Origin of the sequence: Faecalibacterium longum, from assembly GCF_040094125.1 — a bacterium.
GTDB classification, from domain to species: Bacteria; Bacillota; Clostridia; order Oscillospirales; family Ruminococcaceae; genus Faecalibacterium; species Faecalibacterium longum.
Genome location: NZ_JBBNIH010000135.1, coordinates 16942 through 38008 on the forward strand (window position 1 = coordinate 16942; position 21067 = coordinate 38008).

The window sequence follows — 21067 nt, forward strand, 5'->3', positions numbered from 1 at the left end:
AAAAGTTATTCTTGTGATTTCACCGCAGACGCGCCGCCGATGATCTCGGTGATCTCCTGAGTGATGGAGCCCTGGCGGGTGCGGTTATATTCCAGCTGCAAGTCGCGTATCATATCGTTGGCGCTCTTGGTGGCCGAATCCATGGCGGTCATGCGGGCGCTCTGCTCAGCGCAGAAGCTCTCGGTCATGGCACCGAAGATCATGCCGTGCATATAGATAGGAGCGGTCTGCTCGAACACGGTCCATGCGTCCGGCACCAGCTCGACTTCGCCGCGGGGGTCGCCCAGACCCTTGGGGGCGGGCTGCAGATGCTCGCGGTCCAGCGGAAGCAGACGCACCATGACCGGCTCACTGGTGAGCGCGTTCTGGATCTTGGTGTAGATAAGATAGATCTCATCCAGTTTGCCCGACTTGAAGTCGTCGATGGCGTCCACCGTGATGTCACGGGCGCGCTGCAGCGACGGGGCAGTCGCGCCGTACTGGAACTCCTGCACCAGGCGGGGGTCTTTGCGGAGGGCGCGGTAGCCCACCTGACCGATGACATAGAAACGGTCGTTCCTGTCAGCCTTTTCCAGCAGGAGTTTCAGCACGTTCTGGTTGAAAGAGCCTGCCATGCCCTTGTCTGCCGTCAGCACCAGATAGGCGCGGCGGGGATCGCCGTCCTCTCTCTGCCGCTCGTGGAAGAACGGATGCACCGGCTCATCGGGCAGATGGGGGACGACACGGGAGATGGTGTCTCTCATGCGGGTGAAGTAGGGCAGGACGTTCTGGTAGTTCTTGCGCGCCTTGCGCAGCTTGGAGGAAGAGATCAGATACATCGCGTTCGTGATCTTGCGGGTATCCTGAATGCTCTCGATGCGCTCTTTCAGCAGCTTACTGGACGCCATGACTCTCGCCTCCCTCGTAGGCCTTCCATGCGTTCAGGATGGTGTCGGTCTGCTCGGGAGTGAGCTTGCCGGTGGCCGTGATGGCATCCATCGTGCCGGACACATCTGCATGGAACTGGCGAACAAAGGCAGCGGTGCGCGCCCGCTGCTCAGCGAGAGGCACTTCGTCCAGCATCCCGTGGGAAGCCAGCACAAGGATGACCACCTGCTCGGCGTCGGTCTTGGGCTGATAGAGCGGCTGCTTGAGCATCTCGGTCAGAGCCTTGCCGTGCTCGAGCTGATGGCGGGTCTCGGCGTCCAGATCGGAGCTGAACTGCGCGAAGGACTCCATATCCTTGTACTGGGCCAGCTCGATACGCAGGTTGGCGTTGGCCTTCTTCATGGCCTTGGTCTGGGCTGCGCCGCCGACACGGGAGACGGACAGGCCCACGTTGACAGCCGGGCGGTTGCCGGCGTTGAACAGAGCGCTCTCGAGGAAGATCTGACCGTCGGTGATGGAGATGACGTTGGTGGGGATGTAAGCGGACACGTCGCCTGCCTGAGTCTCAACGATGGGCAGCGCGGTGATGGAGCCGCCGCCCAGTGCGTCGCTCATGCGGCAGGAGCGCTCCAGCAGACGGGAGTGCAGATAGAAGACATCGCCGGGGTAAGCCTCACGGCCCGGAGAACGGCGGAGCAGCAGGGAGATGGCACGGTATGCCACCGCGTGCTTGGAGAGGTCATCGTAGACGATGAGGACGCTCTTGCCCTGCGCCATAAAATACTCGGCCAGTGCCGTACCGGCGTAGGGTGCGATGTACTGCAGCGGGGCGCTGTCGGAAGCGGTAGCCGCCACGATGGTGGTGTAGCTCATCGCGCCGTGCTTCTTCAGATCTTCGGCCACGCGGGCGATGGAAGAAGCCTTCTGGCCGATGGCGACGTAGATGCAGAGCACGCCGGTGTCCTTCTGGTTCAGGATGGCATCGGTGGCGATAGAGGTCTTGCCGGTCTGGCGGTCGCCGATGATCAGCTCACGCTGGCCGCGGCCAATGGGGAACATGGAGTCGATGGCGAGGATGCCGGTGTGGAGCGGCGTATCCACGCTCTGGCGCTCGAGGATGCCGGGGGCCTGCTTCTCGATGGGGTTGTAGCCCACAGCCTCGATGGGGCCTTTGCCGTCGATAGGCTCGCCCAGCGGGTCGATGACGCGGCCAAGGAAGCCGTCGCCCACCGGGATGCCGGCACGCTTGCCGCTGCGGGTGACCATGGTGCCGACGCCGACGGTCTCAGCGCCGTCGAAGAGCATGATGCCCAGACGGCCCGGCTCGACGCTCTCCACCATGCCCTTGGCGCCATTCTCGAAGGTGACGATCTCGCCGTAGACGGCGCGGTCCATGCCTTCCACTTCCACGATGCCGTCGGCGGAGGAGATGACCACGCCGCCCTCTTCGCTGGTGGCGGCGGGCTTGTAGTCCTCGATGCGGGTCTTGAGGGTGGCCAGAGAGGGTTTGTCGGCCATCATCTGGTCGATGGCGTGGCGGCCGGAGTTATCGAAGACGCGGTCGCCAATCTGCAGCACATAGCCGGAGAGGAGGCTGTCGTCCACTGTGACGTTCAGGATGACCTCGGTGGCGTCGTACAGCTTCCCGACCTCTTTCTTGATGCGCTCCAGGTCCTCCTCGCGGGGGGTGCGGGCGGCACGGAGGTCAGCTTTGACGATGCGGTTGGCCGAGAAGAACTCGGTGCTGAATTCACTTGCCATTTTCAGCCCCCGCTTTCTCCAACAGGTCGTCCAGCAGGCGGGCGTCGTCCTGCTCGTTCAGGTTGCGGGCCAGCAGCTTCTCGCACATGGCGCGGGCCAGTGCAGTGGTCTGGGCGTCAGCCTGGCGCAGCTTGTGCTGGCGCTCGGCTTCGGCGGCAGCTTTGCCCTCGGCCAGGATGGCGTCGGCCTGCTTCTGGGCGTCAACCAGCAGCTGCTGCTTGTCCTTTTCGGCCTGCTGCTCGTAGGCAGTGCGGCGGGCAGCAGCCTCGGCGTCCACATTGCGCAGCTTTGCCTGCGCATCGTTCAGGGCCGCAGCGGCCTCCTGCTTGGAGGTCTCGGCGGCGTTCAGTGCGTCATCCACCTGCTTCTGGCGCTGTGCGATGATGTTCATGACGGGCTTGTACAGGAACTTGCGCAGCAGCAAAAACAGAACCAGAATGTTGACGACTGTATACAGAAGGTTCAGATTCAGAGTCAGCATTCGTCATGCCTCCGTTATCAACCCAGGAACAGGATGATGAGCAGAGCAACGACGAAGCCGAAAATTGCAGTACCTTCGGCCAGAGCTGCACCCAGCAGCAGGTTGGTCTGGATCTTACCGGAAGCTTCCGGCTGGCGGCTGATGGCCTCCGTTGCCTTGCCGGTGGCAATGCCGATGCCGATGCCGCCGCCGATACCAGTCAGCGCTGCGATACCAGCGCCCAGAGCTACGAGTCCGTTCATAATTATTTCTCCTTTTAATCGATCAATTTACTCTTCTCCACCAATACTCTCTTTCATGAACAGCGAGGTGAGGAAGACAAAGACATAGGTCTGGATGAGACCATCGAACAAATCAAAGTACAGGCTGAAGATGGCCGGCACGAACACCGGGACCACCAGCTTGATGAGCTCCATGATGACGAAAGCGCCCAGCACGTTGCCGAACAGTCGCATACACAGGCTGGTGGGGCGGATGGCGATCTCGAGGATGTTCATGGGGGTCATGATGGGGGTGGGGGCGGTGAGGCTCTTGAGGAAGCCCTTGCCGCCCCGGGCATGGATGCCGGAATACTCGATGAGGCAGATACTCATGAGCGCCAGCGCAGCGGTGACATTCAGATCCTTCGTGGGGGGCTTGATGCCGAATACACCGATGAGGTTCGCACAGGCGATGTAGAGAGCCACCGTCATGAGGTAAGGCACATACCGTCTGCCCTGCTCGCCCAGCAGGCCCGTGAAGAAGTTGTCGATCGTGGTGACGACCAGCTCAAGGATGGCCTGCCGCCTGGAGATGTGGTCCACCTTGAGGTTCCGGGTGAGCAGGATGGAGACGATGACCAGAAACAGCATGATGCCCCAGCTGACCACCACGGATTCCGGCACCTGCAGGCCGCCGAGGGAGATCATCTCCACATTCAGCTCTTCTTTCAGGGCCGCAGTCAATGCGTTCATCTCTTTGCCTCCTTTCTGAGCAGAGTCTTATCCTGAAGCGTAAAGGTATCGTTCGTTTTCACTCTATCTCCTTTCGTTTCTTTTATTAAAGCAGCTGTGCTAAAAATCAAAGAAGGTGCGTTTGTTTTTATGGAAACACACCCTCTTTCCGCGCTCAGCGCAGCCCTTTTGCGTCTGGTATCATAGCACGATTGGTGCAGTTTGATAAGACCTTTGGCCGATATTCTACTTTTTGTTATATCTTATTTCACGCCTCGGCCGGGAATGTTGTGCATCTTGCTTAATAATGCACAGTTAAACTGTCCATTTTGACCAAATCCTTAGTCATTCCTTAGTGGTTCGTTTCATTTTTGAGGTAAAACGAAACCCTTTCGGCAGAATTATGCACTCCATGTATATCTGATATATAAAATTCATATGGCTGTCAAGTGTGTGATACATGAAATTTTCTTATCGCAATCTTCAAAAATAGTGCCGGTCAAAACGGCATCTTTGCGATATGCAGTTTGCGGCTGTTGCTCGTGCATTAAAAACGCAAACTGCTATAATCAGAAGCTTATCTTTATTAAGTAATATTACCTGTTTATAATATAGGATATAGGCTCACTGGGCGTTCTGTCCACCGCGGCGGAAGATAGCACGGAAGATGAAGCGGGACAGCGGGCCGCAGTAGAACATCTGCCAGCACAGAGCCATCGGGAAATTGCAGCCGAACGTATGCACCCACGTACCGAAGCTGGGTTCCTTGAACAGCACCGTTGCCACAAGGCTCATGACAGGGCACATGATGCAGACGATCATCAGAGAGATGGCATAGGTGATGAACTGCGGCCGGTCGGTGGGGCGCATGAAGGTGAAGGCCAGTGCAGTCGCCAGCTTTTCCACCACGAAGAACTCCAGCACGAAGGCCACCGGCACCATAATGGGCATCTCATGCAGGGCCATGCCGAAGGTGGCGTTGGTCACGCCGCCGGTGGCAAGGGCGACATTGTAGACGATTATTCCATAGACCATGATAGCGGCCATAACGACAGTAAAGACGATTTTTTCAAGCAGAGTCTTAGGCATTTTTGATTTTCTCCTCATTTGTGTTGTGGGGTAAAGTCTTTCGGAACTTTCGCCGCACAAAAAAAGACAGACGAGGGCGGAACCTTCGTCTGTCTTTGCACGACTACCATTCATTGCCCGCTATGATAGCACAAACTCCCGCCTCGCGTAAGAGTTTTCAGCCTTTTTCTCCCGTTTTGCGCAAATCCTTCCACGAACGACCCGAAATTTTCGGGCAGTTTATCGTATTCCCGCCGTCCCGTCAATCACCCGGAGCGAAGTTTGGCAGTTCTTGTGCAGAGGTTTTCCACAAAAGGCCCTGCGGGCCGTTCAGACTGCGCAGGGAGGCTGTTTCAGTCGTGCGTTTGTATGAATAATACAGTTTTTTTGTCATTTATTGAAAAAATATATCTAATTCATTGTGCATTCTGCGAATGGACAAACCACGCCCGCGCGTGTATAATAAAGCCAGAAACCAGAGAAGTACAGCAGAAGCTCAAATGAGAGCTAACCCCGCTGACTTTAAGCAGAAAGGAGCGAAGACCGATGGTCGATATGGAACCCGCACAGTATGCACAGACTGTCGGGGTTCGCTGAGAAGCAAAATAGAGGCTCACCACAAACGGGATGTTTCCCCCGTATAAAAACACAACAACAAGAGCCGTTCTTGAGCATCAATAAAGCGAATAACAGAACAGTCTGTGAAATAAAATCCCTCGCGTTCAAATAGATCCGCCGAAGGTGATCCCAATGAAGAAAGCTTTTGTACGGAACGTCTTATTTGAATAACTCTAAAGGAGAAACTCCGATGTACTAAGTAATGACACTCCCTTCGCAAATCTAACTCGAAAGAATGTGGTAATATGAAATTCATCTCTGTGATTCGTATCCCGCACTCCAACAGTTAAGAAAAGGGTCATTCCAATGTACTAAGAAATTCATTCCCCTGCCAATCGTTCTTCACCGTTTCAAAGGAGAATCTTCTATGAAACGTCCGGTACAGACCGAAAAATGAAGAAATCGAGGTCAAGAGGCTATGACTCCGAAGAAGTAAGCATCCTGCCGACTGAGGGCTTGCAACCGCCTCGAGTCGGCAGGTTTTTTGTCTGATGTTTTCCAATGAAGCCTGCATCCTCCCGTTTTCCTGCCGGGAGGATGCGGGTTTTGTTTTGTCCCGGATATTTTGCAGCGGCAGGCGCAGGGCCTGTAGATTTTCGAATCTATTTCGTGTATACTTTTGCTCAGAAAGCAGCACTTACAAGGAGGCAGACCACTATGGCAAGCAATTTCGAGTTCTACTCCCCCACCCGGGTCATCTTCGGCAAAGGCACCGAACAGCGCGTGGGCGCGCTGGTGCGCGAATACGGCGGCACCCGCGTCCTCATCGTCTACGGCGGCAAGAGCGCCGTCCGCTCCGGTGTGCTGGACCGAGCTGAAAAGTCGCTGGCCGAAGCCGGCATTTCCAGCTGGACGCTGGGCGGCGTCGTGCCGAACCCCCACCTCGACAAGGTCTACGAGGGCATCCGCATCGGCAAAGAGAACAGCATCGACTTCCTGCTGGCCGTGGGCGGCGGCAGCGTCATCGACACGGCCAAGGCCATCGCCTACGGCCTGGCCGAGCCGGAAAAGGACGTCTGGGAGCTGTACGAGCACACCCGCACGGCCAGGAAGTGCCTGCCGGTGGCCAGCATCCTGACCATCGCGGCGGCGGGCAGCGAAACGTCCAACAGCAGCGTCATCACTCGGGTGGACACCCACCAGAAGCGGGCCTACAACGACGACATCAGCCGCCCGAAGTTCGCCCTCATGGACCCTGAGCTCACCAAGACCCTGCCCGACTATCAGACCGAGTCCGGCTGCGCCGACATCATGATGCACACCATGGAGCGCTATTTCACCAATGGCGGCAATATGGAGTTGACCGACGCGCTGGCCGAGGGCCTGCTGCGCACCGTGATGAAGAACGCGGTCATCCTCCACACCGACCCGGCCAACTACGAGGCCCGGGCCGAGGTGATGTGGGCGGGCAGCCTGTCCCACAATGGCCTGACCGGCTGCGGCATCGCCAGCGGCGACTTTATGTCCCACAAACTCGAGCATGAGATGGGCGGTATGTTCGACGTGACCCATGGCGCGGGCCTCGCCGCCCTCTGGCCCAGCTGGGCGCGGTATGTCTATAAGGACTGCCTGCCCCGCTTCGTCCGCTTTGCCCGGAACGTCATGGGCGTGACCACCGACGGCACCGACGAGGAAATTGCCCTGAAAGGCATCGAGGCCATGGTGGACTTCTACCACAGCATCGGGATGCCCGCCAGCTTCCATGAGCTGGGCATCGACCCCACCGACGCGCAGATCGACGAGATGGCCCGCCGCTGCCTCGAGGCTTGCGGCTCCGCCCTCGGCTCGGCTAAAAAACTCAGCCTCGACGACATGATCGCCATCTACCACGCCGCCAACCACTAAGAAAACTTTTTCCCTTCCGCCCGGCATAAGAGCATTTGCCTGAACTCGAAGTATAAACGAAGCGCACCCCTTCTCCACACAGAAGCAGAAGGGGTGCGCTTTTCTATGTCCGCCGAAAGTTTTCAACAACACAAAACTTCATTCTCCTATCACAAATTTCCATCTCCCTTTTGGGAGGAGCTGTCTGCGAAGCAGACTGAGAGGGCTATCCCTTCTTATAAAGAATAGATGTCTATAAAATTTTTATATTTTACAAAGGTTTCGTTTTGTGGTTTGATGGAGCCAGAACGATTTGTTTTGCTGCATCGGGGCTGTCAAACCTGCGTGAATGGGGTCGTTTCCTGCGTGAATCGCTGTGTCTAAGCCCCGATGGTTATGTTATAATATGGTCATAAGGGAGGAACTTGAGGATGGAGCTTCGATTTGCGGTCGTAGAAGACCGCCTGCCCGACGCTCAGCGGTTGGAGAGCCTTTTGCGGCTGGCTTTCGGCGGCGGGCATACATTGGTCTGTGACCATTATGAGAGCGGTGACGCCTTTCTGGCGGCGTTCCCCTCAAAAAATTATCAGGTCGTTTTTCTCGACATCTGCATGGAAGGCACCAACGGCATCGAGACGGCGCGCATCCTGCGCCGGACCGACCCCGACCTGCTGCTGGTGTTCGTGACCTCGTCCCCGGAATACGTATGGGACGCATTCCCCGTCCACCCCTTCGATTATCTGCTCAAGCCCTACCGGGAAGAAAAGCTCTTCCAGCTGGCCGACGAGCTGCGGCGGGTGCTCTTCCGGGCCGAACCGGAGCTGGAAGTCCGCATCGCACGGCAGCAAGTACATCTCCCCCTGCGGAAGATACAGTACGCCATGGCCCAGAACCACTACGTCCGCATCGTCAGCGACGACGGCGAGTGCCGGGCCGTCTCCACCTTCTCCCAAGTGGAGCAGCTGCTGCGGGCGCAGGAGAACTTCATCGTCTGCAACCGGGGCGTCATCCTGAACATGGACAAGGTGCTCCGGCTGGACAGCGACTGCTTCGAGATGCTGGACGGCACCCGCCTGCCCGTGCGCCAGAAGGACAAGAATACCCTGTTCGCCCAGTTCACACAATATCAGTTCCGCCATATGCGGCGGGAGCTATGACGCCGAGAGGGGGCCCGACCTTGGACTTTTCTTTATTTGGACGCTATTTTCTGGACCTCGCCGTCTTCTACCCGGGGGCATTCCTCTGTCTCGCGCCCCTGTGGGAGCATGTGAAGGCCCCCCGGCGCACCGCTGTGCTGACAGCCGCTCTCGTCACGGTCATCTGCCTTGCGGCGGCGGCCCTCTGCGCCATCTTCGAACTCGACAGCAACATCCTGCTTCTGCCCACCCTGCTGGCGGCGTTCTGGCTGCTGCGCTGGCGGGTGGGTCCGGAAGTTTCCGTGAGCCAGACTGCCTTTCTCTTCGCCGTCTCCTGCGTCATGATGGCAGTCTGCACCCTGCTTTCTGCGGTGCTCAATGCCCGGGCTGAGGTGGGCAACGACGCCCCGGCCTGTCTCGTCTCCACCTCTCTGATCAAGCTGGGACTCTCGGCAGTGCTCTGCATCATCTTCTGGTTCACCGCCGTCCAGTGGAGCCGCTGGCTGCTGCGGGAGTACCGGGGCGAAGCCTTCTGGCAGTCGGCGTGGCCGCTGCCCACCATCTACGCGGCTTTCCTCGTCTTCTGTATGCCGCTGGACCCGGCCGTCGTGCTCATCAACCGTCTGATGATCATTTCTGTTCTGGCCGTCTCCATCTCGCTGCTGGGCATCTTTTTGCTGCTGTACGAGATGTATCAGGTGGCCCGGGAATACACCCGCAGCGCCCAGCTCGACCGGGAAAACCAGCTTCTGGCCGTGGAATCCCGCCGCTACACCGAGCTGCGGGCCTATATGGAGCAGACGCGGCATCTCCGCCACGACTTCCGCCAGCATCTCCACGTCATCGCCGGACTCACCGAGGCCGGGCAGGTGGATGAGCTGAAAAACTACCTGCACCAGTACGAATCCGAGCTGAGCGAGGAGCGCCCCACCCTCTGCGCGAATCCTGCCGTGGATGCTCTGGCCGGTCACTACGACCACGAGGCCCACAGCCTCGGCGTGCCGGTGGACTGGCGGCTGGAACTGCCCCGCCAGCTGGCCATCCCGGAGGCCGACTTCTGCATGATGCTGGGCAATCTGTTGGAAAATGCTTTCCACGCCAGCCAGAAGCTGCCGCCCGAACAGCGGCAGGTGAAGGTGATGGCCCGGATGCTGAGCCCCGCCATGCTGGGCCTGCTGGTGGAGAACCGCTATGACGGCGTGCTCAAGCGCCAGCAGGGCACCCTCCACTCCACGAAACACGACGGAATGGGCATCGGCCTCGTCTCCATCCAGACGGCTGTTTCCAGATATGGCGGTTCTATGACCGTCGAGACCGAGAACTGTTTGTTCCGGGTGAATATTCTGCTGAACTTATAACCTCTCCGTCACGCCTGCGGCGTGCCACCTCCCCTATCGAGGGGAGGCTGAGAGGTCATGTTATCAAAAAAGGAGGACTCCACTATGAAAATGACCCGACGCAACTTCCTCAGCGCTTCCGCTCTCACACTGCTGTCCTGCCAGCTGGCCCCCGCCGCCAGGGCAGACTGCCTTCTGTCCGACCTTTTCCACGGCGCAGACACCGCCCTGCCGCCGAAGCCTCTGACGGCAAAAGTCGTGGACGCCAACCCCTTTATGGGCCGCAGCGAGTCAAACATCCACCACGACTGCTACAACACTGACTCCACCGACGCCATCCTCCCCGTGGGCATCTGCCCCGAGGTCAACGTGGCAATGGAAAAGACGAACCCCAACGCCTCCCCGGCCATCTTCTTCGACAACTTCGATAACCCCGTCAGCCCGTTCCTCGGCGGTCTGGCCATCCGCGACCTCGACGCAGAAGAAGTCCGCACCATCGGCTTTTTCTCTCCCGCCAGGCACGACGGCGGCGGCTATCTCATCCAAAGCTCCTATTCCTTTGTGGACGGGCGCAACCTCATCGTCTGCCCCACCAGCCACAACCATGTGCTGATGCTTCGTGCCACCGACGAGAACGGTACGCCTCTGCCGGTTTTCGAAAAGGTACTGGACATCAACATCAAAGAGGCTGCCGAGCGGGTGCTTGGCCGCAGCCTCGAGCAGAACCTGCTCTCCATCGTCTTTGACTACGACGGCAACCTCTGGTTCGTCACCGGCGGCTTCCGCATCTACCCCAGCCGCGGCCAGCAGGGCGCGATGGGCTACATCTCCCACAACGCCATCGAAACCATCCTTGCCGGCGGTGCTGCCGACCTCGACCACGAAGTCCATGTCTACGCTCCCGCTCCGGGCGAGGGTGCTGAAAACGGCATTGCCTCCTGCCGGGAGGGTGCGGTCATCCTGACGAACCTTGCCTGCTACCTGCTGCGTGCCAACGGCGGCGTTGAAGTCGTCTGGCGCACCCCCTACGACAGCGTGGGCGCAAAAGACAGCCGCGAAGGCGCTGCCACCACCGGCGGCGGTCTGGCATGGGGCGGCGGCTGCTCGCCCTCTCTGAGCCGGGAGCTGGTCTTCTTCACCGACAACCTCGAGACCGTCAGCCTGATGGCTGTGGACATCCACACCGGCGAAGTCGCCGCCAGCCACCCGGTCATCGACGAGCTGCCCGCCAACATGCCGGTGTCGGTGGAAAATTCGGCCATCGTCTACGACCACGGCAATGGCCGGGTCAGCACCATCGTCTGCAACTGGTTCGGCGCAGGCAGCCCCAACCTCGCAAAGCCCGACAGTGACTCGTCCATCCAGAGCTACGAGAACATCTACGACCGTAACTGGCTGCTCAAGGGCAACTGCATGATCATGCCCGGCGTCGAACGGGTGGACACCATCCGCACCGCCGACGGCTGGACCATGAAGAGCATTTGGTGCCGCGACGACCTCAGCGACACTTCCATGATGAAGCTCTCCACCGCCACCGGCTATATCTACGGCTTCGTACAGGACGTGGACAGCGGCATGTGGCAGTACATCGTGCTGGACTTCGACACCGGAAAGACCGTCCTCACTGTGGACGTTGCCTCCCTCTACGGCTACAACAACATGGCCATCGGCATGTACGCGGGCCGTGACGGCAACAAGCTCTACTGCCCCACCGGCTACAAAGAGCTGCTCCGCCTGCAGGACCGCTTCGTCTTCCTGCCCGAGATGCCCTACCGGAAGGTCGATCTGGACAAGACCTCCCGCCGGGTGCTCTCGGCGGCAGAGTTCCAGGCCGCAGGCGGCGCCGGCACCCCCGCAAGCTGGCTCCACACCGCCACCCTCGACAACCTCCACCCCGCGACTACTGTTTCTTTCCGCATCAACGGCCTGACCGGAAATGCCGCCGACTATAAGCTCTTCGCCCTCGGCACGGATGGCCGCTACCACGAGGTGTCCGACTGGCACTTCGACGATGCCCCGGCCCGTCTCAGCGCGAAGAAGGTCTACACGATCTGCCTCACCGCACAGGACGGCGGCAGCTTCGACCTCTCGCCCGACGCCAAGGAAGTCACCCTTTCCATCGTTCTGGCCCGCTGAATCTGACAAAGCAGGAGGACTCCCGCCATGAAAATGACCCGCCGCGATTTCCTCAAGCTCTCCTCTGCCGCTGCCGCCGCCTGCGGCGTCACGCTGCTGCCGGCCCAGAAAGCCGATGCTGCTTCTGCCATCCAGACCCTGCTGGAAGAAGCTTATCTCTACGCCTTCCCGCTGGTGCTCGTGGACGCCACCAAGACCGTCTCCACCAACACGAAGACCGCTTCCGCCAGCCGCGCCCCCGTCAACCAGTTCATCCACGCCCGGAAGCTGCTGGACGCTTCCAGCCGCACGGTCGTCAGCCCCAATGTGGACACCATCTACACGCAGGCGTGGCTGGACGTCAGCGCCGAGCCTCAAATCTACGTCGTGCCGGAGGCCGACCGCTTTTTCAACGTGCAGGTACTGGACGCATGGACGAACACCGCCGCCGTGCTGGAAGCACCCGGGGCCTACGCCATCGCCTACTCGAGCTGGGAGGGCACGCTGCCCGAGGGCGTCCGGCGCATCGACATTCCCACCCGGACGGTCTGGACCATCGCCCGCATCATGCTCTCCGGGCCGGACGACCTGCCGAACGTGGCGGCGCTTCAGGGCCGGATGCAGCTGATGCCCCTCTCGGCCTACCCCGCCGGGCTGGCCGCTGCGCCGGAAGGGAGCTATTCTCCGGAGAACGATTTCGTCCCGGTGCAGAAGGTACTCGCCATGACGCCGCAGGAGTTTTTCGACACCGCCAACCGGCTGATGGAGACAGACCCGCCCGCCGAGGCGGACGCGCCTCTTCTCCGCAGCCTCGCGGCCCTTTCCGTCGGCCCGGGCCAGCAGTTCGACGCCTCCGCCCTCGGCCCTCTCGGCGGGCTGCGCTGGAAGCGGCTGCTCCTTCAGCTCAAGAGCAGCCTCCGGGCACAGGCAGCACGCTATTCCCGCCAGATGGGCCAGTGGATCTACTATGGCGACCCCATCGGCAATTTCGGCACCGCCTACGACTACCGGACGATGGTCGCCCTGATGGGCCTCGGGGCCAACACCACCGACATCGCCATCTACCCGCGCACCTCCACCGACAGCGCCGGGGCCGACCTTACGGGCCAAAAGACCTACACGCTCCACTTCGACGCCCTCCCGCCCACAGTGGGCAACGGCTTCTGGTCGGTGACGGCCTACGGCGAGGACAACTTCCTCATCGACAACCCCATCAGCCGCTACTGCGTGAACGATCGTTCCGGCCTCCATCGGAACGCCGACGGCTCGGTGGACGTTACCCTCTCCAAGGACGCGCCCGAGGACACTACCAACTGGCTCCCCGTCTCGGACGAAAAATTCCACCTTTTCCTCCGCATCTATAAGCCCGACTGGACGGCGCTGGACAGCTTCCCGCCGCCGGTCATCTCTGTGAAGTAGCAAAAACGCCATCTGCGTCTCGGCGCAGATGGCGTTTTCATCGTTACAGCGTTTTACAGGGTGCTCAGCAGGCGGTGGCCGCCGTTCTGGTCGGCGGCATAGCGGGTGGTGCGGTTGACCTGATTGTCCAGCGGCAGGCCCTCAGCGTAGCGCTTGAGGTTGTGGATGAAGATGTCCACGATGTTGTCCAGCGTCTTGGGCAGGCTGAACTTGCCGGAGTTGTGGGGCGTGATGATAGCGCCCGGCTCACCCCACAGCGGGTGGTCGGCAGGCAGAGGCTCCGGGTCGGTGACGTCGAGGCCCGCGCCGAAAATTTTGCCGCTGCGCAGGGCCTCCACGAGGGCGTCGCTGTCCACGGTGGTGCCGCGGCCCACGTTGATGAGGATGGCACCGTCCTTGCAGCGGGCGAAGCGCTCGGCGTTGAACAGCTTGTTGGTCTCAGGGGTGCCGGGCAGGCTCAGAGCGATGAGGTCGGCCTCGGGCAGCTCCTCGTCCAGTTGGCTCTGGGCCACCACACGCAGGCAGTAGTCCGGGCAGGGCGTGTCGGGGTGGACCGTGCGGCGGACGCCCACCACCTCAGCGCCCAGCATATGGGCGCGGCGGGCGAAGTTGGAGCCGATGTCGCCCATGCCGACGCAGAGCACCCTCGCCCCGGTGATGCCCCTCACGGGGCGGTCAATGGGAGCCCACTGGCGCTGGTTCTGGCGGTCGCGGTAGAGGAACATATCCTTCTGGATGCCCAGCCACATGGCCAGCATCCACTCGCTGATGGCCAGACCGTAGGCACCGGTGGCGTTGGTCACCATGCAGTTTTCGGGCAGGACGCCGGGCTTCAGGTAGGCGTCGGGGCCGGCGGAGTTGGACTGGAACCACTCGATGTGCTTGTTCTGGCTGATCATTGACACCGGTGCGTTGCCCAGCACGACATCGGCCCAGAGCACATCTTCGGCGTGGACGTCGTCCAGCGCGTTGAAACGGAATTCAAATTCCGGCACGGATGCCTCCAGCGCGGCGCGGTGGGCGTCGTTCAGGGGCAGACATACCAAAACTTTTTTGTGCATAAGGATACCCTCACTTCCTGTGTATTCTTCTATAAGAATACTCTCCCCCGCCCCGCTCCGCAAGAGGCAAAATGGCCGCTTTCTTAAGAATTCCTTAGGATTTTATCCCACAAATCCCAAGAAGTATGTGATAAGCTGTCCACAATGCAGAAAATCTGCTATACTGACACTATGCAATACAGGAAAGGAATCATAGACTATGCAGACCATCATGATCGTAGAGGATGACCCGGACATCCGGGACGGCGTGCGCATCCTTCTGTCCGGGGAGGGCTACCGCATCCTCGAAGCCGAAAACGGCCCCCGCGCCCTCAGCCTGCTCACACCGGAAGTCGATCTGGTCATCCTCGACATCATGATGCCCGGCATGAGCGGCCTGCGGGTCTGCGAGGAGATACGAAAGACCTCCACCGTCCCCATCCTCTTTCTCACCGCAAAATCGCAGGAATCCGATAAGCTTCTGGGCCTGACGGCGGGCGGCGACGACTATCTGTCCAAGCCCTTCTCCTTCGCGGAGCTGAGCGCCCGGGTCAAGGCTCTGCTGCGGCGCTACTGCGTCTATCAGGGCAAAGACCAGGTCGAACCTCACCACCCCAGGCCCGACGCCCAGATACTGGAGCTCCACGGCGTGCGCATCGCGCTGGACTGCAACCGGGTCTGGGTGGACGAGCAGGAGGCCGACCTGACCGAGACCGAGTACAAGATCCTCAAGCTGCTGATGCAGAGCCCCCAGCGCATCTTCCCGGTGCAGGTCATCTACGAGACCGTGTGGGGCGAGCCGTATTTCTACGTCTCCAACGGCACCGTCATGGTGCATATCCGCAATCTGCGGATGAAAGTAGAGCATAACCCTCAGAATCCTCAGCGCATCTGCACTGTCTGGGGCAAAGGCTACCGCTTTGCGGCGCAGGACATTTCCGTCCGCTTCGTCAAAGAGAACGGCAAAGCCGGGCTTGCCTTTGAAAATGCCGTCCTCCCCGGCCAGCACCGCACCGACAGCACGAAGGTCGTCCTCACCAGCATCGAGACCATGATGGAAAAGATGCACGCAGCATGCCGCATCAAGCAGAGCGGCGAACGCTTTTGCATCACGCTGCTGTTTCCCATAGAGAAATAACCTCTCCGTCAGCGCTGACGCGCTGCCACTGCCCGGGTTGTTGCTCCTAACGAGGAGAGGCTTTGGCATACCGGAAAACTTAATCTCTTCGCCAGAGGCTCCCCTCGGTAGGGGAGCTGGCTGCCGAAGGCAGACTGAGAGGTTTACATTGCACAAAAACAGCGCAGCTTGTGGAAAAGCCACAGGCTGCGCCGTTTTTTCATAAAAAAATTCAAACCTCTTAAGTCCTTCTTAATAAATTTCTCGGGCATTTCCTAAGATTTGGAATGTATACTTCTCCCTGTCAGATGGGGAGAAGTGCTCCCCGCGAAATCTCTTAGGAGGGGCAAATCACCATGCTATCAAAAAAGAAACCACAGGACAAGGTCGATCCTGAATATCTCGTCGGCCTTGACACGGCCGCTGCCCAACCGGCCCCGGCGGGCGTGAAGCCCTTTATCAAAAAGCACTGGAAGCCCATCATCGCCGTCGTCTGCGCGGCTGCGGTGGCCGCAGCCGTGCTTGTCCCGAAGAACAGTGCAAAGCCCGCTGCCGCCAGCGCCCAGTATGTCGAGACGAGACCCGAAAAGCGGAACATCGTCAACAGCTATAGCGCCGACGGCACTATCACCGCCGCCGACACCTACACCGTCAAGCCGATGGTCAAGGGCACTGTCCTGACCGCCGACTTCGAGGTGGGCGACACGGTCAACAAGGGCGATGTGCGTCATCTACGATTTGAGCTACCTCGAGATGACGCTGGACGTCGATGAGCTGGACATTCTCGACATTCAGGTGGGCCAGAAGGCCGAGATCACCGCCGACGCCATCAGCGACCGCACCTTTGAGGGCGTCGTCACCAGCATCTCCTCCGCCGGCACCACCAGCGGCGGCACCACCACCTATCCCGTCACCATCCGCATCGACGACACCGGCAGCCTCATGCCCGGCATGAATGCCACTGCCGCCCTTGACATTCCCCCTTGCCAGCGTTATGTTATTGTTAAGGCGACAGCCGGTTTCGCCGTCTTTCGCCTCATATTAAAATCGCTCTTGTTTTATAGCTGTCTGGACTTTACACAAAATTTGGGAAAGACCCATTTTTGTCTAACTTTTGGGGTTCATTTCAGTATCCGGAGTCTCTTTTTTGGCATTTTCTTCAATGTTTTTGCAATTGGAATCTATAGTTTCGATAGCTGTTTTCTTTCAACGACATGGATAAGCTAGGCCTTATTGCTTTGCAGAAACAGCGCATCACCCGAAATTTTAATTATTTTCCGCTCTGATTCTGATATACTATCGTTAAGACATCGATTTCGGAGGTCCACATGGATACAAGTATTTTCCGTTATGTGCTCGAGGTAGAAAAATACAGAAACATCACCCAGGCGGCGAAGCGACTGTTTATCTCGCAACCGGCACTGACCAAACAGCTGAATAAGCTTGAAAAAGAGTTGGGCTTTTCGCCTTTTGACCGCACGCACAGCCCAATCAGCGTTACACCACAGGGCGAAATTTTTCTCGATTTTGCTCGGCGCTATGTGCAGCTCGAAAGCGAGATGATGGATAGTCTTCGACAGTTTAATCAGATTCCAGCAGAGCCTGTACTGATTGCCACAACGCATCGTGGTGGCGCCTACGCTGCTGTTCAGGCAGCACCTTTCATGATGACACATCCAGAGATACATCTCAGTTACCTGAATCGCAACTCTCAGCAGTGCGAAGAAGAGCTGGAAAGCGAATCCATCGACTTAGCCATCTATACTGAACCTGTACACTCCGAAAACATCGAGTATATGCCAGTACAGGAGGATCCGCTCGTATTTGTCATTCCACAGGAATCACCGATTCTGGAGGACCTAGATATCTCCGATAATTCACTCGAGCATCCGGTTGAAATCGACATCAGCCGTTTCCGTAATCCGTCGCTCCGATATATTCTGGCGACGCCAGGTCAGGGGCTGTATGATGCCGAAAAATCTTTTTTCAGAAAATATCACATCACACCGATTCATCCGCAGCGCATTGATTATGTTGACACACGATATCTCGTTGCCTGCAGCGGCTGTGGCATCGCCCTGTTGCCGCACACGACGATTCGTAATTCATCTACTGGTCAAAACCCGGTCTATGGCACGATAAAAGGCGATACTCTGTATCGTTATGTCATCGTCGCCCGAAAGAAGGGCCGCAACTTATCCCCTTCTGCAGAAATCGTCTGGCGCTACATGATCAGCGCATCTGCTAAAAATCGATAACATTTTGGAATCAGGTTCATAACAGAAAAAGGAGAAGCATTCGTCATTCAATTTGCAGTACAGAGCGAGTGCTTCTTTTTCTGTTTTATGGCGCTATGTCCATTCCAAATGGTTATCGTCCCATAGAAGAATCGCCATTGTCACAGTCTTGCACAATTATTCCCATTTTTGTACAATACATTTATCAAATTTGCTGGCAAATAAAAGTGCTTTAAAAATTCTGTATCACTTTTTGGGAGGATTTACTGTGAATAAGTTAAAAGAAACGAAAATCCTTGGGTTCCCTCTGTGGATGTACCTTATATTCAGTATACTGATGATGGTGATGGCAGCCAATGACTGGATGCTGACCAACATGGTCGGCGCACTCGCCTTCGCGATGATCATCGGCACGCTGCTCGGCTGGGTCGGTGACCATATCCCGGTCTGGAAGACCTGGTTCGGCGGCGGCATGCTCTTCTCCTGCCTCGTAGCCGGCGCGATGAACACCTTCCACCTGATCGGTGAAGGCTCGATGGAAGCCCTGAATACCTTCAACGGCTCCACCGGTTTCCTCGATCTCTACATTCTCGTCCTGATCACCGGCTCTGTGCTCTCGGTTGATCGTAAGATGCTCATCAAATCCTTCGCCGGATTCATTCCGACGATTCTTGCAGGTATTGCAGGTGCACTCGGCCTCGCTGGTCTCGTAGGTGCCATCACTGGCGTCGGCGCAATCGAGGCGATCGCCACCTATGCAATTCCAGTCATGGGCGGTGGCAATGGTGCCGGTATCACACCGATGAGCAAGATGTGGGCTGCTGCAACCGGCGGTGATGCCTCCTCCTGGTATGCATCTGCCTTTGCAATCATCAGCATTGGCAATCTCTGCGCCGTCTTCATGTCTGCACTGCTGAACAAGCTCGGCCAGATCAAGCCATCCATGACGGGTAATGGTCGTCTCATGGTCGGTGAAGAAAATGTCAGCACGAAGTCCAGTGACGTGAAGCCGACCGCAGCCGACTACGCAACCGGTCTCGCACTCGGTGTCGTATGCTTCAATGTAGCTAACCTCTACGCAAAGCACATCTCCATCATCAACCATGCAAACCTCGGCTTCAGTATTCATACCTTCGCTTTCATGGTCATCCTGATGGCGATTCTGAATATGACGAATATCCTGCCGGAAAACGTGAAGGCCGGCGCAAGGGGCATGCAGCAATTCTTCGTAAAGTATATGTCCTTCCCACTGATGATTACCGTTGGTATCGGTACGAACCTCACAGACTACGCGAAGGTCTTCACAAACCCAGCGTATATCGTCATCATCATGGCGACTGTCATCGGTGCGATGATCGGAACCTTCATCGTCGGTAAGCTGTTCCACTTCTATCCTGTAGAAGGAATGCTGACTGCCGGACTCTGTATGGCAAACGGCGGTGGTGCCGGCGACGTACAGTGTCTCGGCGCTGCGCACCGCATGGAGCTGATGTCCTATGCTCAGATTTCTTCCAGAATCGGTGGTGCCATCATGCTCGTCATCGCAAGCTTCATTTTCGGTAAATTCCTGTAATCCTGGAGGTACTATATGGCAAATCAGAATCCTTTGGCTACGAATCTCACGCTTGAGCAGCAGAAAAACCTGTTCGGCAATGCTTACTTAAATATGCTCTGGCACTGTCCGACCGACCTGCGTTTCCACTACTGGGTGCATCTCCCAGACTACTACTACGACGAAGAGGAGCATGAGTACTCTCTCCTCGTCATCATCCATGGAACCGGCTGTGCAATCGAAGAGTACATCAAGCAGGCGAAGGAACTCGCCGACAAATATCATATGGCTGTGCTTGCGCCTATGTTCCCGGGTGGACTCATTCAGCGCGATGACTTCAACAGCTATAAGCTCCTCTCCTGCGACGGCATCCGCTATGATCTGATTCTCCTCGATATGATCGAGGATATGGCGAAGCGCTATCCAGGCGTTCACACAGATCAGTTTTTCATGTTCGGACACTCTGGTGGCGGGCAGTTCGTAAACCGCTTCCTGCTCGCTCACCCTGATCGTCTGAAGGCCTGCTCCATCGGTGCACCTGGCCGTCCGACCTTCCTGAATCCAGACGAGGACTACTTCTGGGGTATCCGTGATTTCAAGGATTACTTCGGTTATGATGTCGACCTCGAAGCCGTAAAGAAGGTACCCGTCCTCATCAGTGTCGGCGAGCTCGACAACAAGTTTATCGGCGACTCCCCGTATGGCGATAACCGCGTAGCCCGTATGAAGAGCCTGCAGAAAAATTTTCAGGAGCACGGCGTCCATACGGAGCTGACGATCCTTCCGGGCTTCGCCCATGAGGCTGGTGAAAAGGAACGAGTGCAGGCCGCGCAGAAATTCTTTATCCAGTATTTATAACTCAAACTACAGTTTTTTGAATTTCCTTTCTTTGTACCCTCTTTTTAAAAGAGGGTACATTGCGTATTTCTTGCTTTTCCTTCATACTTGCGTACTTTTAGCAGATTATGAAAGCAAGCAGAATTTCTATTCTACGGAACCAACTATTCTGCACTGGAAGCTACCGTCCGGCGAATCCAACAGGATGTTGATTTCCTGATGAAGTATCTCCCCAAGGTGCCTGATGATGCCTATGTGAAAGTGGAGACCACGAAGATTCTTAAACAGCACAAGGCATATATGGCACAGTTTGAAGAAATGCTGAACGATGAAAAAAATCGCATAACGACAGGCACTTGTATGATGAGCTGATTTCCTATGCTGACCTGTACGACAGTGCCAGTTTTGAAGCAAAGAAAATGATCGTCAATCAGCTTATCCGCAGGGTAGATGTTTATCGTGGATATCAGATCAACATCTCGTTCAACTTCGATCTCACTCCTTACATTGAGGGGGAGTGATGCGTCCACCTGCAAAACAGTCGGACATCGAACAAGCATTTTCAAAAGCAACGAAATAGCAAGAATTGGGGGTTGCCGTCCATGCGCCTGCAAAATCAGGCATTTGGCTGATTCTCGATGCAACCTCTAAGAAAGCAAAAAGAAAAGCACCATACTTCCTACGAAGTACAGTGCTTTTTTGGTGGAGAATAGCGGGATCGAACCG

At 57.4% G+C, this 21067-nt stretch carries 19 protein-coding genes; 11 read left to right on the plus strand and 8 right to left on the minus strand.

Features of this window, described 5'->3' with window-relative positions:
- Positions 1–5: 5 nt before the first annotated feature.
- From atpG to AAAU26_RS07430, 6 genes are all read right to left on the minus strand, one after another.
- Positions 6–887 carry an ATP synthase F1 subunit gamma gene (gene atpG, locus AAAU26_RS07405; RefSeq protein WP_207676458.1) on the minus strand — a complete coding sequence of 294 codons (882 nt, stop codon included), beginning with the start codon at positions 885–887 and terminating at the stop codon, positions 6–8.
- Positions 874–2628, minus strand: coding sequence for a F0F1 ATP synthase subunit alpha (gene atpA, locus AAAU26_RS07410; protein ID WP_227619343.1), 1755 nt, complete (start codon positions 2626–2628; stop codon positions 874–876). Before atpA ends, atpG begins: the two co-directional genes overlap by 14 nt.
- Complete coding sequence (gene atpF, locus AAAU26_RS07415) at positions 2618–3109, minus strand: F0F1 ATP synthase subunit B (RefSeq protein ID WP_227619344.1); 492 nt, start codon at positions 3107–3109, stop codon at positions 2618–2620. The genes atpA and atpF overlap by 11 nt, the downstream gene beginning before the upstream one ends.
- A gap of 17 nt (positions 3110–3126) precedes the next feature.
- Positions 3127–3351 (minus strand): ATP synthase F0 subunit C, encoded by a 225-nt coding sequence (atpE, locus tag AAAU26_RS07420; RefSeq protein ID WP_015563599.1) that lies wholly within the window; start codon positions 3349–3351, stop codon positions 3127–3129.
- Positions 3352–3378: 27 nt separating this feature from the next.
- On the minus strand, positions 3379–4062 hold the full coding sequence (locus AAAU26_RS07425) for a F0F1 ATP synthase subunit A (protein WP_158402299.1): 684 nt from the start codon (positions 4060–4062) through the stop codon (positions 3379–3381).
- A gap of 603 nt (positions 4063–4665) precedes the next feature.
- Entirely contained in the window at positions 4666–5130 is a 465-nt protein-coding gene (locus AAAU26_RS07430) for a DUF2798 domain-containing protein (protein WP_227619345.1), read from the minus strand.
- A gap of 1254 nt (positions 5131–6384) precedes the next feature.
- Here AAAU26_RS07430 and AAAU26_RS07435 point away from each other — a divergent pair.
- From AAAU26_RS07435 to AAAU26_RS07455, 5 genes are all read left to right on the plus strand, one after another.
- Positions 6385–7572, plus strand: coding sequence for an iron-containing alcohol dehydrogenase (locus tag AAAU26_RS07435; protein WP_227619346.1), 1188 nt, complete (start codon positions 6385–6387; stop codon positions 7570–7572).
- 410 nt (positions 7573–7982) lie between these two features.
- On the plus strand, positions 7983–8708 hold the full coding sequence (locus tag AAAU26_RS07440; RefSeq protein WP_227619347.1) for a LytR/AlgR family response regulator transcription factor: 726 nt from the start codon (positions 7983–7985) through the stop codon (positions 8706–8708).
- 20 nt (positions 8709–8728) lie between these two features.
- Complete coding sequence (locus AAAU26_RS07445) at positions 8729–10045, plus strand: sensor histidine kinase (protein WP_227619348.1); 1317 nt, start codon at positions 8729–8731, stop codon at positions 10043–10045.
- Between the two features lie 84 nt (positions 10046–10129).
- Complete coding sequence (locus AAAU26_RS07450) at positions 10130–12160, plus strand: hypothetical protein (protein ID WP_227619349.1); 2031 nt, start codon at positions 10130–10132, stop codon at positions 12158–12160.
- Between the two features lie 27 nt (positions 12161–12187).
- The gene (locus AAAU26_RS07455) at positions 12188–13558 is read left to right on the plus strand and encodes a DUF1254 domain-containing protein (RefSeq protein ID WP_149794191.1); all 1371 of its coding nucleotides are present in this window, start codon (positions 12188–12190) and stop codon (positions 13556–13558) included.
- Positions 13559–13611: 53 nt separating this feature from the next.
- Here the strand turns inward: AAAU26_RS07455 and AAAU26_RS07460 are convergent, their stop codons facing one another.
- A complete protein-coding gene (locus AAAU26_RS07460) occupies positions 13612–14619 on the minus strand; it encodes a D-2-hydroxyacid dehydrogenase (protein WP_158396603.1) in 1008 nt (335 codons plus the stop codon).
- A gap of 199 nt (positions 14620–14818) precedes the next feature.
- On the opposite strand from AAAU26_RS07460, the gene AAAU26_RS07465 reads away from it, so the two are divergent.
- The 6 genes from AAAU26_RS07465 (at position 14819) to AAAU26_RS07490 (ending at position 20362) form a co-directional block, all read left to right on the plus strand.
- Positions 14819–15736, plus strand: a complete 918-nt coding sequence (locus AAAU26_RS07465; protein WP_349180990.1) for a response regulator transcription factor — start codon at positions 14819–14821, stop codon at positions 15734–15736.
- Between the two features lie 335 nt (positions 15737–16071).
- Positions 16072–16488: a hypothetical protein gene (locus AAAU26_RS07470; protein ID WP_227619350.1), complete on the plus strand. Its 417-nt coding sequence runs from the start codon at positions 16072–16074 to the stop codon at positions 16486–16488.
- Complete coding sequence (locus AAAU26_RS07475; protein WP_254263309.1) at positions 16469–16942, plus strand: HlyD family secretion protein; 474 nt, start codon at positions 16469–16471, stop codon at positions 16940–16942. Before AAAU26_RS07470 ends, AAAU26_RS07475 begins: the two co-directional genes overlap by 20 nt.
- 101 nt (positions 16943–17043) lie before the next feature.
- Positions 17044–17973, plus strand: a complete 930-nt coding sequence (locus tag AAAU26_RS07480) for a LysR family transcriptional regulator (RefSeq protein WP_149794568.1) — start codon at positions 17044–17046, stop codon at positions 17971–17973.
- 247 nt (positions 17974–18220) lie between these two features.
- Entirely contained in the window at positions 18221–19525 is a 1305-nt protein-coding gene (locus AAAU26_RS07485; RefSeq protein ID WP_227619351.1) for a 2-hydroxycarboxylate transporter family protein, read from the plus strand.
- Between the two features lie 15 nt (positions 19526–19540).
- Positions 19541–20362 carry an alpha/beta hydrolase family protein gene (locus AAAU26_RS07490; protein WP_015563588.1) on the plus strand — a complete coding sequence of 274 codons (822 nt, stop codon included), beginning with the start codon at positions 19541–19543 and terminating at the stop codon, positions 20360–20362.
- 474 nt (positions 20363–20836) lie between these two features.
- On the opposite strand, the gene AAAU26_RS07495 is transcribed toward AAAU26_RS07490, so the two are convergent.
- The coding region (locus AAAU26_RS07495) for a hypothetical protein (protein WP_349180992.1) at positions 20837–21067 on the minus strand (231 nt) is incomplete at its 5' end.